Below are 14,410 nucleotides of genomic sequence, written 5' to 3'. Positions count from 1 at the left end.
ACGAATAAAAGGTGTTTCGTCGGCAGTGTCATATGTTTCTAAGAGACAGGGTGGGGCGTTGACCGGGCAGGTGATCCGGGTGGTCGTGGCCGACGACCAGGAGCTGGTGCGGAGCGGGTTCGCGTTGATCCTCGATGTGCAGCCCGACATCGAGGTCGTCGCGGAGGTGGGTGACGGGGCGGAGGCGGTCGAGGCGGTGCGGCGGCACCGCGCCGACGTGGCGCTGCTCGACATCCGGATGCCTCGGATGGACGGCATCGAGGCGTGTCGGGCCATCAGCGCCGGCGGTGCCCGCGGCACGGAGGGCGTGAACGGTGCGCGCGGTGGCTGTCGCGTGGTCATGCTGACGACCTTCGACGCCGACGAGTACGTGTACGAGGCGCTGCACGCGGGAGCCAGTGGATTCCTGCTCAAGGACGTCCGGCGGGACGATCTCGTGCACGCCGTGCGGGTGGTGGCGCGGGGCGACTCGTTGCTCGCGCCGTCCGTGGCCCGGCGGCTGGTCGAGCAGTACACGCGGCCCTCCCCCACCGTCGTCCGCGCCCGGCGGCCCGACCCCCGGCTCGACGTGCTCACCGGGAGGGAACGCGAGACCCTGCTGCTGCTGGCACGAGGGCTGTCGAACGCCGAGATCGCCGCCGAACTGGTCGTCAGCGAACACACGGTCAAGACCCACGTCGGCAACGTGCTCGCCAAGCTCGGCCTGCGCGACCGTATCCAGGCGGTGATCTGCGCGTACGAGACGGGGCTGATCGCGGCGGGTGACGCGTCGCTCCGGGAAGCCACCAGTACCCCGCCCGGGGGAGTCGCCCGGGCCTGGTCCTCCCCCGTGTCGGGGAGAAAACGGCGCCGCTAGACCGCTCGCTCGGGCGATCCGCGCGAAGCCGCCGGTCAGAAGGATGAGGGCCACGACCAGAACGCCAGCCCGCCTTCGAGGAGTTGACCATGCCGAGCACGAAGAGAACGAAGAACACGAACAGCACGACGAGCACGAACAGCACGACGAGCACGAACAGCGCGACGAGTACGAGTCGAAGCGCGGCGAGCAGGAAGAGCACCACCCGCGCGTTGCTTGCCGCTGCGCTCCTCCTGGGCGTGGCCGCGGGGCCCACGGTCCTGCCGGCCGCCACGGCGACCGCAGCCTCCCCCACCGCCCCTACGTGGTCGCAGTCACCGTCGCGGACGGACCCCGACCTCGCCGCCGCCATGAAGGCCGCCATCGCCGGGCTGCCCTCCGCCGACGCGACCGCCGCGCTCGTACGGGTCGGGGGGAGCGAGGGGGTGTGGCGCGGCAGCTCCGGCGTGCACGACCTCACCACCGGTCGGGCGGCCGATCCGAACGCCCGCTTCCGGGCCGGGTCCGTGACCAAGGTGTTCACGGCGGCCGTGGTGCTGCGGCTGGCCGCCGAGGGGAAGGTCGACCTCGACCGGAGCGCCCGCTCGTATCTGCCGGAGCTGATTCCGGCGTCGTACGGCGGTGTCACCGTCCGGCAGTTGCTCAACCACACGCACGGCATCCCGGCGCCGGACTTCCCCTGGACGACCGTCGAGGGGGCGTACGCGAACCGTTTCCGGATCCACGACCCCGAGGAGATGGTGCGGTCCGCGACGGCGAAGGAGCCGGAGTTCGGGCCGGGGGACGAGCAGCACTACCTCAACATCGGGTACACGGTCGCCGGGCTGATCGTCGAGCGGGTGACGGGGGACGCGTACGAGGACCAGGTCGCGCGGCACGTGCTGAGGCCGCTCGGGCTGCGGGACACGTACTTCCCGGGGACCGATCCGCGCATCGTCGGCCCGCACAACCACGGGTACCAGCGGATGACGCTCGACGACGGGACGACCGGGCTGCGGGACGTGACCGTGTGGGGCGCGACGGACGGGTGGGCGGCCGGGGACATCGTGTCGACCACGGCCGACCTGGAGCGGTTCACGAAGGCGCTGTTCCGGGGGCGGGTCGTGCCGCGCGGGCCGCTGCTGGAGGAGATGTTCACCGTGCCGGAGGTGACGGACCACATGACGGGCAAGCCGGCCGACTACGCCGTGGGGCTGGCCCGCAAGGTGCTCGGCGGGCGTGAGGTGTGGGGCAAGACGGGTGGCCGCTGGGGCTACAACAGCGCCATCGCCTCCACCCGCGACGGCGCCCGCACCCTCGTCTACAGCGTCAACTCCACCGACGCCAAGGGCAGCACCATGAACAAGGTGGCCATGCAGGTGATGGTGGCTGCGTACGGGATGCCGTCATAGCGGGGCCCGGGGTCCGCCCAACTACCGTGCCCAATAAGCCAGTTCGGACATCCGGATCGGGTCGGCCACTAGCATCTGCGGCATGCGAATGTGTCGGAGCCATGACAGCAGGGGCCGGGCTCGGGATAAGGCTCAGGACCGGGACCGGGACCGGGACCGGGACCGGGATCCGCGCGCCGACGCGTATCCGATGCCGAGCGTGCCGTACGGGTGGTACGCGGTGCTGCGCAGCGCGGAGTTGCCGACGGGGAAGGTCGTCAGCCTGCACTACTTCGGGCGGGCGCTGATCGCGTTCCGTGGGGCGGACGGGCGGGCCGCCGTGCGGGACGCGCACTGTCCGCACTACGGCGCGCATCTGGGCGTCGGCGGGAAGGTCGTGGACGGGACGGTGGAGTGCCCCTTCCACGGGTGGCGGTTCGGGGCGGACGGGCGGTGCGTGGAGGCGCCGTTCGCCGTCCGGACGCCCAAGGTGTCGATCGGCGGGTTCCCGGTGCGCGAGCACAGCGGACTCGTCCTCGTGTACGTCGGGCCGGACGGACCGGGTGAGCAGGTTGAGCCGGGTGAACCGGGTGAACCGGGCGAACCCGCCTGGGAGGTGCCCGAGATCGAGGAGGCGGGGTCCCGGCGGTTCGCCTCGCCCATCGACGACACGTGCCGCGCGCGGATCCACATCCAGGAGATGCGCGAGAACATCGTCGACGAGTCCCACTTCCACTTCATCCACGGGCAGAGCGAGCCGCCGGTCCAGGAGTGGCGGGAGGACGGGCCGTTCGCCGAGGCGCGCGGGACGATCAGCCGACGGGTGTTCGGGTGGGACATCCAGAACACGTTCGACGCGTTCATGTACGGGCCGGGCGTGATGGTCGTCCGGGCCCACGGGCCGGTGCTGTCGGTGACCGCCGTCGCGCTCAGCACGCCTGTCGACGACCGGACGAGTGAGCTGCGGATGCTGTACTACCTCCGCAAGCCACGCCGACTCCCTTTCCTCACCCCGCTGTTGAAGCTCGTCTTCCGGGCGGAGGCACTGGGCGAGGTGCGGGAGGAGGTACGGATCTGGGACCACAAGATCCATCAGGCCCGACCGGTGCTGCTGCCGCACGAGAAGGGGATCAGGGCGCTGCGGCGGTGGTACGCGCAGTTCTATCCGGCGCCGCCCGGTGGGGTCGCCCGGCCCGGGGCGGGCGTGGTGGAAGGTGCCGGCATGACCGAGGATGCCGGCATGACCGAAGGCAGAGGCGCGGGTATGGGGAAACGGGCTGTCGAGGCGGCTCGGTCGGAGGTTTAGGTTCACCGGCGGAGTCCTAAGCTCCCGGCATGGAGCGATCCGAGATCATGCAGCGAGTCGTCGGGATTCTCACCGAGGCGGTCGAGGTGCGGCGGCAGGCTCGCGAGAACCCCGGTGTCGAGGTGGCGTTGACGGGCGCCGTCTCCGCGCTGCTCGTGGAGACCCTGCCCAAGATCGAGCTGCCCGCCGACGCCTCCGCCCAGGAGGCCGCGCACATCGTCACGGACGCCCTGGCGCCGGCGATCGTGACCCTGGCCCACTGTTTCTCCTACGCCTTCGCCCATCTCGCCGAGGTGCACGACGAGGGCCGGACCGACACGACGACGGCCGACGTGCTGCGGGCGCTGTCCCTCCAGTTCGCCCAGCGGGACGCGGAGTAGGAGCTCATGCCCAAGGGCGGCGACCAGCCCCTGCACGGCTGCTACCAGGAGTCGCCCCCGCTCCTCCGAGACCAAGCGCCACCAGCAGGCCGCTGAGCGTGACACAGCGAACCCCCGGCCCGTTCCCATGGAACGGCCCGGGGGTTCGCTTCGGTGCGGTGGGGGCTCAGCCGAACATGCCCACCTGGTAGTCGCCCGCCGGCTGCTGCAGCATGACGTTCAGCCGGTTGAAGGTGTTGATGAGGGCGATCAGCGCCACCAGGGCGAGGAGCTGGTCCTCCTCGAAGTGCTTGGCCGCGTTCTCCCAGACCTCGTCGGGCACGCCGCCGGCCGCGTCGGCGATCCGGGTGCCCTGCTCGGTCAGCTCCAGCGCGGCGCGCTCGGCGTCGGTGAAGACCTTGGCCTCCCGCCAGCCGGCCACCATGTGCAGCCGCTGGGCGGTCTCCCCGGCGTGCGCGGCCTCCTTGGTGTGCATGTCGAGGCAGTACCCGCAGCCGTTGATCTGGCTGGCCCGGATCTTCACCAACTCCTGGAGGGAACGCGGCAGTTGGGTCTCGTTGATCACCTTGTCGGCGCCGACGAGGTGCTTGACGAGCTTGCCGGTGACGGGGTTGGCGAACATGTTCAGACGCGCTTCCATGGCGGGCTCCTTATGCCGTCGTATGTGGTGCCAACACAAGGACGGACCGGCCCCGGGTGGATGTGACACGGACGCGTGTGACGCCCGTCACGTCACCCGTCCGTCGTGTCACGCGCCCGTCCGTCGCGTCACGCACCGGTCCGTCCGTCCGCCGTGTGCACGGCTACGGCAGGTCCGGGCTCTTGATCGTGCGGGTCGTGCCGTCGGTGAAGGTGAGGGTGGTCGTGCCGGTGATCAAGCCGTCGGGGTCGCCCTCGGGCCACCAGGCGGTCCAGCGGCCGTCCTGGAGGGTGGCCTGGACGGTGCGGCCCCGTTCCTGGAGGGTGACCTTCTCGACGTCCGAACCGACGGAACCCACGGCGTAGTTGACCTGTCCGGAGCCCTCGCCCCGAGCGCCGTAGGTGTCCAGTTCGATGTCGTCGGCGGGGAGGTCGAGCGCCGGGGAGACGGCCATCGTGATCCCGGCACCGTCCGAGGAGGCCAGGCAGTACACCGCGTCGCCGCCCCGGCTGACCACCATCGAGGCCACGCTGCCCCGGATGTCCGCGTTGCTGACGCCGACGGGGCCGGAGCCGTAGTCCTCGGTCATGTCCAGGCAGACCTTCTCGGCGGCCGCGCCCTCCGCACCGGCCGAGCCCAGGCTGCTGGGGGTGCCGGTCCAGCTCGCCAACTCGGCGGAGGACAGGGGGCCTTGGCCTCCCGTACCGGGGAGGCCGGAGAGTCCACCCGTGGCGGTCAGCACGGCGAGGCCCGCCGCGAGCGCGCCGGCCAGGGTGAAGGAGACACGGCGGACGAGGGGGCGGCGGGGGCCGGGGCGCACCGAACGGCCGGGCGGCTCGGTGTCGGCGAGGATCGCGCGCAGCAGCGTCTCCTCGCGGTCGATCTCGGCGGCGGTCTGCTCGGTGCGGGGCGCGGCGTCGAGGGGAGCGAGGCGGGCGAGCAGGGTGTCCTGCGGGGCGGAGGTGTCGTGCGTGTTCTTGTTCATGTCTCGGGGCTCCTGTCCGGAAGGCTCAGAACGTCGTGGCGAGGGCGGGCGTGGTCGCGCCGGCGGTGCCGAGGCTGGCGGCGAGGCGGCGCTTGGCGCGGGTGAGGCGCATGGCGTACGCGGCGCGGGTGCAGCCGAGGACCTTGGCCGCGTCCTTGGCGGAGAGCTGCTCCCACACCTGGAGGGCCAGCACCTCCTGGTCGGCCGGAGTGAGCGCCTGCCAGGCGGCGGCGAGGTCCATCCGGCCGTCCACCAGCGTGGCCGGGTCGGCGGTGCTGGTGTGGCCGCCGGTCTCGGCGGCCTGCTGGACGCGGACGGCGAGCGCGGTGTGCCGGCGCATGCCCCGGCTGTCGTTGAGCATCACCTTGCGGGCGGTGCCGAACAGCCAGGGCCGGGGGTCGTCGGGGAGTTCACGGCGCCTGCGCCAGGCCGCGAGGAACGTCTCGCCGACGATGTCGTCGACGTTCATGGGGTGGGCGCGACGGCGTACGAACCTCAGCACGTCCTCGTAGTGGGCTCGGTACACGTCCGTGAACTGGGCCTCGGTGTCGATGGGCATGGCGTCCTTCCGTAGCTTCTGCCCCTACGTGTCCGTCACGGCCACAGGTGCAACAGGAGAGTTTGGAACGGATGTTGTCCGCCCGTACGGACCAGGACGCACGAAGGGCCGGGCCCCGCTCCGGAGAGCGGGGCCCGGCCCGGTCGTGGGCGGTGCGGAGGACGCGGTCAGTAGAGGGCGATCCGCGGGTGGACCGTGCCCAGGTCCGTGCCCTCGGCCGCCGGGTCGGTGACGGTGACGCGGTAGACCTCGGTGAGGGTGTCGCCCGCCGGAAGCGTGCGCCGGGCGGTGGTCAGGTCGGTGAAGAGGGTGCCGGTCTGGCTGCCGAGGTCGACGGCCTTCCAGCAGCCGCCGGCGGTGCGGCGCTCGACCTCGACGTCCGCCGGGTCGAGGAAGGGGCCGGCGTCCGGCGACTCCACCAGGAGCTGCGGGGCGACGGTCCGGTCGGCCGCCGAGTCGTTGCGGTAGGTGACGGTGACCTCGTGGCTCTCGCCGTCCGCCGTGAGCGGGCTGGTGGCGAGGTCGACGAAGTCGACGGGTATGGAGGACGCCTGCCCGTCCGTGGACACGGTGGTGGTGGCGGGCTGCGGCGTGGCCGCCGCGGCGGGCCCCGCGAGGGCGAGACCGGCGGCCGCGACCGCCACGGCGAGGAAGGCGACCCTGAGACGACTGTTCTTGGATGACACGTGCGCGGATCCTTCGTGATCGTGGGGGGTCCGGCCGGCCCCATCACTGGAGACCGGCCAGGGACACCACCAAGAGTACGAAGCGTTGATCGAAGACGGTAACTACCGCCAGGTAGTGGAGAGATTGCATGGAAACTCGACCACGACGGCACCTCTCTGGTCTTTTTCCCCTCTCTTCAGTTAGACAGTCTCCGACTCCACATCGACCAGTGGGGACTTGGGGATTCTGACCGCTCAGGGGGACACACCCATGCCCACGCACCACCACACACCGAGACGTAACTCCCGTCTCCGACTCGTCGGCGCCGCCGTGACCGCGCTCGTCCTCGCCGCGACGGGGACGGCCACCCAGGCGATGGCCGCGCAGGACACGACCCGGAAGCCGCAGTCGGCGAAGACCCCGCCGCCGCCCGTGCCCACGCTCACCTGGACCGACTGCCAGGGCGGCTACGAGTGCGCCAACGCGGACGTGCCGCTGGACTACCGGAAGCCGCAGGGCACCAAGATCACGCTCGCGGTGGTCCGCAAGAAGGCCGCCGACCCTGCCAAGCGCAAGGGCACGCTCTTCATGCAGCCCGGCGGACCGGGCAACTCCGGCGTGGACTTCGTCCGCAACAACTACGACGACCTCCCGGCCGCCCTGCGTGACTCGTTCGACGTCTTCGGCTACGACGTCCGTGGTGTGGGCCGCAGTTCGGCGCTCACCTGCTTCGACGACGCCCGCTACACCAAGGCCGTCACCGACGCCAAGGGCGTCCCCGGGCCGGACGCCTTCGGCCCGGCGCTGCGCGAGGCCGCCGAGTTCAACCAGGCCTGCCTCGACAACTCGGGCGGCCTGCTGCCGTACGTCGGCACGGAGTACGTCGCCCGGGACATCGACCTGCTGCGCCAGGCTCTCGGCGAGGAGCAACTGACGTACTACGGGCGGTCGTTCGGCTCGTACATCGGCACCGTCTACGCGGCGATGTTCCCCAAGCGGGTGCGGGCGCTGACGCTCGACGGGGCGTACGACCCGTACAAGTACGCCTACCGTCCCTACGACTACGACCGGGCCCAGTACCTGGCGCTGGACGGTTCGATGAGCCGCTTCCTCGACTGGTGCGCCTCCGACCCGGCGATCTGCGGCTTCGGCGACGGCGACCCGCGCGCGGCGTTCGAGCAGCTGAAGAAGGACCTCGACGCCAACCCCGTCACCACGGCGAACGGCGGCAAGGCCAACGGCTACACCCTCGTCTACCGGCTGATGTTCAACATCAACGAGGGCAAGGTCATCTGGCCCTCCCTCGGCGCGGCGCTGAAGAAGGCGCAGGCGCGGGACAACACCTCGTTCCTGCTGCGGCCGCCGTCCCCGGCGAGCTTCGACTTCCTCGGCCCGAACGTGGTCGTGGAGTGCGTCGACAAGGAGTACCCGAAGAGCCTGCGCAAGCTCCAGCGGAATGTCACGGCCAACGCGAAGGACGCGCCGCTGCTGGGCCCGGCCATGGCGTTCGGCCCGCCGACCTACGACCACCAGCACGCCACCGCGTGCGTCCAGTGGCCGGCCGAGAAGGCCAGCCGCTACGACGGCTCCTTCCGGGCCAGGGGCTCGCAGCCGATCCTGGTCCTCGGCACCACCGGTGACCCGGACACCCCGTACCAGGACGCGGTCGCGCTGTCCCGGCAGCTGGACAACGCCTCGCTGGTGACGTTCGACGCCGAGGGTCACACGGCGTTCGGGCGCAGTGCCTGCGCGACGGACGCGGTCGTGAACTACCTCGTCGACCTGAAGGTCCCGGCCTCCGGCACCACCTGCGCGGACGAGACCCAGCCGCCGTCCTCGACCCCGAAGACGGCCCCGCCCGGCACGACGCTGAGCGAGCTGCGCAACGGCGTCAACGAGCGCGTCGAGCGCATCGGCGACGCGAGCTGACCGACTCGCCTCACGACGCGAGCTGACCGACTCGCATCGGTGCCGCGAGCCGACCGACTCGCGGCACTGCTCAACCCCATGGGGCCACGGCTCCATGGGGTGATCGACCGACACGAACCCCGGGGCGCCCGCCCCTCAACTCCACGGCGAGCGCCCCGGGGTTCCGCACGTCTGCGACACGTCCGCGGCCCGTCGCGCCGCACGGATCTGGGGGGAGCGGGCCGGTGGGGCTGCGGATCCACTTCACGTACGACGACCTGGCCAGGGTGGTCCTGGCCGAGGAACCCGACCCGCTGTGGGAGGGGCTGCTCAGCCTGCACCTGCTGCAGAACCGGGACGGCGCCCTCGTCTTCGGCCGCTGGCGCCGGGCGTCGCGCGGCCTCTTCGACCCGGAGCTGCCGAGGCTGCGCCATCTCGCGCCGCCGCGCGGCTACTCGGCGGACTTCCTGACCCCGGCCGGGGCGGCCGGAGGCTTCGAGGCGGGCCTCGACGCGATGCTCGCCACCCCCCGCGCCCGGTTGCGGACCGACCTGACGGAGCTGTCGCTCGCCCGTCCGCTGCCGGGCTGGGCCGGACCGCTCGCCGGCGGCGACACCCAGGCCCTGCGGGGGCTCGCCGGTCTGGTCCGCAGGCATCACGAGCGGTTCGTCGCCCCGTACTGGACCCATGTCCGGGCCCGCTTCGACGATGCCAGGTCCGTCGCGGCCAGGGCCCTGCTGCGGTCCGGTTTCTCCGGTCTCGCGGCGGGGCTGCACCCCAGTCTGCGCTGGTCGGCGCCGGTGCTGCAGATCGCGGGCGCGCACCTCCAGGGCGACCTGTATCTCGACGGGCGCGGGCTGCGCATCATCCCGTCGTTCTTCTGCTGGCCCGGCCCGATCGTGCTGAGGGACGGCTCCCTGCCCCCGGTGCTCGTGTACCCGGTGACCCACGACCCCCGCTGGCTGGCACCGCCGCCCGACGCGCCCGGCACGCACCAGGCACTCGCCGCGCTGCTCGGCCGGGCCCGGGCCGCCGTGCTGGAGGAGGTGGCCGACGGCCGCACCACGAGCGAGGTGGCGGCCCGGGTGGGGCTCAGTCCGGCGACCGTCAGCCACCATGTGGCCGTACTCCGGGAGTCGGGGCTGCTGACCAGCCGGCGGATCGGCGGTGCCGTGCTGCACACCGTCACCGCCCTGGGCGTCGACCTCCTCGAAGGCGGCACGACCTGCGGCATTCGACCACGATCGAAAGCCATGGCACGGGCCGAAGGGTGACGGTGACCATGAGGGCGGCCCCGGTCCCCACGACCCGGCGTGCCCGCACCCGGCCGGCGAACGGCGCCGCAGCTCCCCACACCCACCGCTCACACCCCTAGGGGGATCCCACCCATGCGTACCAAGCGCTCGTTCCTCGGCGCGGTCGGCACCCTCACCCTGGTGCTGGCCTCCGCCCTCACCTCCGGCACGGCCCAGGCGGCGTCCTCCGCCACGTCCGCCGCCTCCCCGACGACCTCGCCCGCCGTCCGTTCCGAGCTGCTCGCCCCGGGTTCCGGCATCGTGTGCAGCTCGGGCAACTTCTGCGCCTCCGTCTGGGACCCGAACGCCAACCGGTTCCGCGTCTTCTACTTCTACAACTGCGGCCGCTACTCGTTGTCCAACTGGGGCGGCTGGAGCGAGGCCCAGAACAGCCAGACCGGCAGCGCGGTCGCCCGCATCTACGGTGCGAGCGGCAACGAACTGGCCTCCTACCCCGCGAACAACGGGGTCTACGCCGTGGACTGGACGCCCGTCTACTCCATCCGCAACTGCTGATCGAGGGACGCGACGTCCAGGTCGTCGAACGGCAGCGTGTCCAGGTCGCCGTCGAAGTCCGCCGGGACCAGCAGCGGGTGCTCCGGCGGGCCCGACGGCGCCGCGGGCCCGGGATCGGGGCCGGTGAGGGACTGTTCGGTCCATATGCACTTGCCGGTGGCCGTGTAGCGGGTGCCCCAGCGCTGGGACAGCGCGGTGATCAGCTGCAGACCCCGGCCGCCCTCGTCGGTGTCGCCGGCCCTGCGGATGCGGGGCATGGTGAGGCTGCCGTCGAAGACCTCGCAGACCAGCGCGGAGCCGTGCAGCAGACGCAGCCGGACGGGGCCCTTGGCGTGCCGTACGACGTTGCCGACGAGTTCGCTGGCGAGCAGTTCGGTGGTGGGGGCCAGGGCGTCCAGGCCCCAGGCGGCGAGCTGTTCGCGGACGTGGCGGCGGGCCTGTCCGGCGGCCGTCGGGTCGTCGAGGAGGGACCAGGAGGCCATCCGGTCGTCGGTGAGCGCGTGCAGCCGGGCGACGAGGAAGGCCGCGTCGTCGGCCGCCGCGTGCTCGGCGGGCAGCAGGCCGTGGGTGAGGGTGTCGCAGAGGCGTTCCAGGTCGGCGGCCGTGCCGTCCCGGTGGGCGGTGCGCAGCAGCCGGGCCAGATCGGCCATGCCCTCGTCGATGCCGCGTTTCGCCGACTCGACCAGCCCGTCGGTGTAGAGCACCAGGAGACTGCCCTCGGGCACACTCAACTCGACCGTCTCGAACGGCGGTTCGGCCGCGCCGAGCGGCGGGTCGGCGGTCCACTCGGGGAAGCGCACGGTGCCGTCGGGCAGGACCACGGCCGGTGGCGGATGCCCGGCCCGGGCGAGGGAACAGACCTGGGTGGTGGAGTCGTAGAGGGCGTACAGGCAGGTGGCGTACGAGTCCTCGCCCATGGAGGCGACGATGTCGTTGAGGTGGCCCATGATCTCGTCGGGGGGCAGTTCGAGGTCGGCGAGGGTGTGCACGGCCGTGCGGAGGCGGCCCATGGTGGCGGCCTCGGACAGGCCGTGGCCCATGACGTCGCCGACGACGAGGGCGACCTGGCCGCTGGAGAGCGGGATGACGTCGTACCAGTCACCGCCGACGTCCATGCCCTGCCCGGCCGGCAGGTAGCGCGCGGCCGACTCGCAGGCGGTTAGGGCCGGCAGGTCCTGGGGGAGCAGGGCGCGCTGGAGTTCACGGGACCGGGTGTGTTCGAGGTCGTAGAGCCGGGCGCGTTCCAGGGACTGCGCGAGGAGGGCGCTGATCGCCGTCAGGAGGGTGCGTTCCTCGTCGGTGAGGCGGCGCGGCCGGTCGAAGGAGACGACGCACACGCCGAAGGTGTGGTCGGACGCGGTCAGCGGCAGGAACGCCCAGGCCTGTTTGCCCGCGCGGGCGGGCATGTCGGCGTGCTGGGGGACGTAGGCGGCGTACTCCTGCGGTGAGGAGAAGAAGATCGGGATGCCGGTGCCGATGGTGTCCCAGACCGGGCCGTACTGCGTGCGGGGCCGGTGGTTGACGAGGTCGATGAAGTCGGGCGAGTAGCCGACGGCGCCGACGTTGTGGAGCCGGCCGTTCTCGACGGCCTGGACGAGGAGGCCGCTGGCGGCGAACGGCGGCAGCACCCGCAGGGCGACCGCGTCGACGACGTCCTGCGAGGTGGTGGCCTTGGCGAGGGCGGCGGTCAACGCGGCGATGCGGTGGGCCCGTTCGGAGGCGGCGCGCTCGGCCTCGCGGCGTTCCTCCTCGTGCCGCCGGCGGTCGGTGACGTCGGTGAAGTAGATGGTGCGGCCGTCGGGGCCGGGGACCAGCCGCAGGTGGTAGACGCGGTCGTGGCCCGGCACATGGACGTCGAACCCGGCGGGCTTCTCCTCGGCGGCGGCCTCCCGGCAGCGGCTCTCCAGGCAGGGCGACTCGCGCACGGACGGCAGCTCCCACAGCTGCCGTCCGAACAGTTCCTCCTCGGAGAGGCCGAGGGTGCGTTCCGCCACCCGGTTGGCGAAGGTGATCCGCCAGTCGTCGTCGACGGCGAGGAAGCCGTCGCTCATGTGGCGCAGGGCCCGGCCGACCGCGTCCCGGGCGGAGCGCGCCTCGTCGCTCTCCCAGCCGACGCCGATCATCCGGTCGGGTGCGCCCTGCTCGTCGTAGGTGGCGCGGCCGCGGGCCCGGGTCCAGCCCCAGGTGCCGTCGAGGCGCCTCACGCGGTACTCCGCCTCGTACACGGTGTGGTCGCGGATCGCCCGCTCTGCCGCGGCCAGGGTGGGCGGGAGGTCGTCGGGGTGGACGATCCGCATCCAGTTCTCGATCCGGCCGGTGAACTCGGCCGGCCGGGTGCCGTAGAGCTGCAGGGCGGCCTCGTCCCAGATCAGATCACCGCTCTGGATGTCCCAGTCCCAGGAGCCGACGCTGGCCTCCTTCAGCACCTGCCGCAGCCGCTCGGCGTTCGGTTCGGCCGGTGCGGGGCCGGGCGGCGGGCATGCCTGGGCCATGCGGTGCTCGGTCCAGTCGACGACGGACCGCAGGAAGTCCCACTGCAGGCCGGTGGGTTCGCCCCGGTCGCCGGTGAGGACGGTCAGCGCGCCCACCGTGCGGTCGCGGCCGGGGAGGGGTAACGCGGCGAGCCCGGTGCCGGGCCAGGCGAGTGCCATGGAGCCCAGCGGGAACCACACCCCGTTGCCCTCGTGCAGGGCGCGGGCCGGGGGCAGCGGGCCCTCCTGGTCGATGATCTCCCAGGGGCGGGTCAGGGCGGGCGGGAGGCCGGTGGCCGACACCAGACGCAGGGCCGACATGGGGCCTCTGAGATGCATCATCGCCCCGAGCGCGCCGAGTTCGCCGACCGCGTGCTGGAGCGCCAGCCGGAAGACCTCGCTCTCCGCGACACCGGGCTCCACCGTGCCGAGCAGGGCCAGCCGTGCGTTCATACGGCAGACCTTAACGTCGTACTCACACGTAAGGCAGTCCGCCACAGGAATTCCACAGTCACTCCTGATGCCGTCCCCCACGCCGGTCGGGGACGTCAACAGCGCGCGATACGAGCATAATTGACGCTCCTTCAGAATCCGTGCTGAGCACGGGCGCCGTCGAGGTCGCCGTGACCAAGATCTGATGAACGTCGTTGGGCCGCTGCAACCCCAGGATGTCCGGCCCGACCCCAGCAGGCGCCATGTTCGAGATGATCCAGGCAGTCAAGACGTTGATCAAGACGTTCGTCGAGCAGTACGCGAGGAACCAGCAGCTCAAACGGGATCTGCTGGCTCAGCGTGGTGAGCAGGAGCGGCGCTGGCGGGAGGAGGACCGGGTGGTGCTGCGGGCCGCCCTCGCCGCGAACCGGGTGGCCCTCGAAGAGCACAACGACATTCTCCGGCGGGCGGCCGGCGTCTCGTACCTCACCCTGCGCTGCCACGAGGACACCTGGACGTTCCTGGCCCGCACGGCGTTCGGTGTCTGGGAGCCCGCCTGGACGCAGAGCACCCGTGACCCGTACGACCGCGTCGGCCCGACCGCGACCAGAGCGGCCCACTTCACCGCGAACCCCAACCTGCCGCCGGGCCGCATCACCAAGGCGGAGGGCGGCATGCAGGACGTCCAGCTCTCGGGCCACAACCTGGTCCACCTCCTCGACGCCCTCCACGAGGCCACCACCTCGGCGCTCACCGCCACCGGGGCGCGCGCCCGGACCCTCTACGACCGGCTGGCCTCCTTCACCGCCAAACTCGACCCGGCGGCCCCCACCGGCCGCACCACCGGCATCCTCTGGCGGATCGACGACAGCCTGCACAGCCAGTACGTGAGCCGCCCGTCCGGCCCGGGCCCCGGCCGCCCACCCCGACCCCGGCCCCCCCCCGCGACCGCCGGACGGGTGCGCCCCCGCCACGCCGCCCCGCCCCCCCCCCCCGCCACCTCCTCACCCACACCTCCGGGCTGCG

The 14,410-nt window shown here is 72.1% G+C and carries 13 protein-coding genes; 8 read left to right on the top strand and 5 right to left on the bottom strand.

Annotated elements, in window-relative coordinates:
* Positions 1 to 58 precede the first annotated feature (58 nt).
* The 4 genes from P1P70_RS28015 (at position 59) to P1P70_RS28000 (ending at position 3,912) form a co-directional block, all read left to right on the top strand.
* A complete protein-coding gene (locus tag P1P70_RS28015) occupies positions 59 to 856 on the top strand; it encodes a response regulator transcription factor (RefSeq protein ID WP_319242509.1) in 798 nt (265 codons plus the stop codon).
* An 89-nt stretch (positions 857 to 945) separates the two neighbouring features.
* On the top strand, positions 946 to 2,247 hold the full coding sequence (locus tag P1P70_RS28010; protein WP_319242507.1) for a serine hydrolase domain-containing protein: 1,302 nt from the start codon (positions 946 to 948) through the stop codon (positions 2,245 to 2,247).
* 190 nt (positions 2,248 to 2,437) lie between these two features.
* Complete coding sequence (locus P1P70_RS28005; RefSeq protein ID WP_319242506.1) at positions 2,438 to 3,532, top strand: Rieske 2Fe-2S domain-containing protein; 1,095 nt, start codon at positions 2,438 to 2,440, stop codon at positions 3,530 to 3,532.
* Positions 3,533 to 3,561: 29 nt separating this feature from the next.
* Entirely contained in the window at positions 3,562 to 3,912 is a 351-nt protein-coding gene (locus P1P70_RS28000) for a hypothetical protein (RefSeq protein WP_319242504.1), read from the top strand.
* A gap of 166 nt (positions 3,913 to 4,078) precedes the next feature.
* On the opposite strand, the gene P1P70_RS27995 is transcribed toward P1P70_RS28000, so the two are convergent.
* The 4 genes from P1P70_RS27995 to P1P70_RS27980 form a co-directional block, all read right to left on the bottom strand.
* Entirely contained in the window at positions 4,079 to 4,552 is a 474-nt protein-coding gene (locus P1P70_RS27995) for a carboxymuconolactone decarboxylase family protein (protein WP_319242502.1), read from the bottom strand.
* Positions 4,553 to 4,715: 163 nt separating this feature from the next.
* Positions 4,716 to 5,537 carry a hypothetical protein gene (locus P1P70_RS27990; RefSeq protein WP_319242500.1) on the bottom strand — a complete coding sequence of 274 codons (822 nt, stop codon included), beginning with the start codon at positions 5,535 to 5,537 and terminating at the stop codon, positions 4,716 to 4,718.
* Between the two features lie 25 nt (positions 5,538 to 5,562).
* Positions 5,563 to 6,096: a sigma-70 family RNA polymerase sigma factor gene (locus tag P1P70_RS27985; RefSeq protein WP_319242498.1), complete on the bottom strand. Its 534-nt coding sequence runs from the start codon at positions 6,094 to 6,096 to the stop codon at positions 5,563 to 5,565.
* 167 nt (positions 6,097 to 6,263) lie between these two features.
* Entirely contained in the window at positions 6,264 to 6,782 is a 519-nt protein-coding gene (locus P1P70_RS27980) for a signal peptide protein (RefSeq protein WP_319242496.1), read from the bottom strand.
* A gap of 250 nt (positions 6,783 to 7,032) precedes the next feature.
* Here P1P70_RS27980 and P1P70_RS27975 point away from each other — a divergent pair, with 250 nt between their 5' ends.
* From P1P70_RS27975 to P1P70_RS27965, 3 genes are all read left to right on the top strand, one after another.
* Complete coding sequence (locus P1P70_RS27975; RefSeq protein WP_319242494.1) at positions 7,033 to 8,691, top strand: alpha/beta hydrolase; 1,659 nt, start codon at positions 7,033 to 7,035, stop codon at positions 8,689 to 8,691.
* A gap of 224 nt (positions 8,692 to 8,915) precedes the next feature.
* On the top strand, positions 8,916 to 9,944 hold the full coding sequence (locus tag P1P70_RS27970) for a helix-turn-helix domain-containing protein (RefSeq protein WP_319242493.1): 1,029 nt from the start codon (positions 8,916 to 8,918) through the stop codon (positions 9,942 to 9,944).
* A gap of 114 nt (positions 9,945 to 10,058) precedes the next feature.
* Entirely contained in the window at positions 10,059 to 10,481 is a 423-nt protein-coding gene (locus P1P70_RS27965) for a hypothetical protein (protein ID WP_319242491.1), read from the top strand.
* Here the strand turns inward: P1P70_RS27965 and P1P70_RS27960 are convergent.
* Entirely contained in the window at positions 10,460 to 13,405 is a 2,946-nt protein-coding gene (locus P1P70_RS27960) for a SpoIIE family protein phosphatase (protein ID WP_319242489.1), read from the bottom strand. The genes P1P70_RS27965 and P1P70_RS27960 overlap by 22 nt on opposite strands.
* A 251-nt stretch (positions 13,406 to 13,656) precedes the next feature.
* Here P1P70_RS27960 and P1P70_RS27955 point away from each other — a divergent pair.
* The coding region (locus P1P70_RS27955) for a hypothetical protein (protein ID WP_319242487.1) at positions 13,657 to 14,410 on the top strand (754 nt) is incomplete at its 3' end.

Source organism: Streptomyces sp. MB09-02B (assembly GCF_033794485.1).
Classification (GTDB): Bacteria; Actinomycetota; Actinomycetes; order Streptomycetales; family Streptomycetaceae; genus Streptomyces.
Note: the sequence above shows the minus strand (reverse complement) of the source record. Positions and strands in the feature narration are given on the sequence as shown.

Excerpts from the sequence above, each read along its gene's own strand:
- P1P70_RS28010 (WP_319242507.1), top strand. The coding sequence starts at position 946 with ATGCCGAGCACGAAGAGAACGAAGAACACGAACAGCACGACGAGCACG.
- P1P70_RS28005 (WP_319242506.1), top strand. The coding sequence starts at position 2,438 with ATGCCGAGCGTGCCGTACGGGTGGTACGCGGTGCTGCGCAGCGCGGAG.
- P1P70_RS28000 (WP_319242504.1), top strand. The coding sequence starts at position 3,562 with ATGGAGCGATCCGAGATCATGCAGCGAGTCGTCGGGATTCTCACCGAG.
- P1P70_RS27995 (WP_319242502.1), bottom strand. The coding sequence starts at position 4,552 with ATGGAAGCGCGTCTGAACATGTTCGCCAACCCCGTCACCGGCAAGCTC.
- P1P70_RS27990 (WP_319242500.1), bottom strand. The coding sequence starts at position 5,537 with ATGAACAAGAACACGCACGACACCTCCGCCCCGCAGGACACCCTGCTC.
- P1P70_RS27985 (WP_319242498.1), bottom strand. The coding sequence starts at position 6,096 with ATGCCCATCGACACCGAGGCCCAGTTCACGGACGTGTACCGAGCCCAC.
- P1P70_RS27975 (WP_319242494.1), top strand. The coding sequence starts at position 7,033 with ATGCCCACGCACCACCACACACCGAGACGTAACTCCCGTCTCCGACTC.
- P1P70_RS27965 (WP_319242491.1), top strand. The coding sequence starts at position 10,059 with ATGCGTACCAAGCGCTCGTTCCTCGGCGCGGTCGGCACCCTCACCCTG.
- P1P70_RS27960 (WP_319242489.1), bottom strand. The coding sequence starts at position 13,405 with ATGAACGCACGGCTGGCCCTGCTCGGCACGGTGGAGCCCGGTGTCGCG.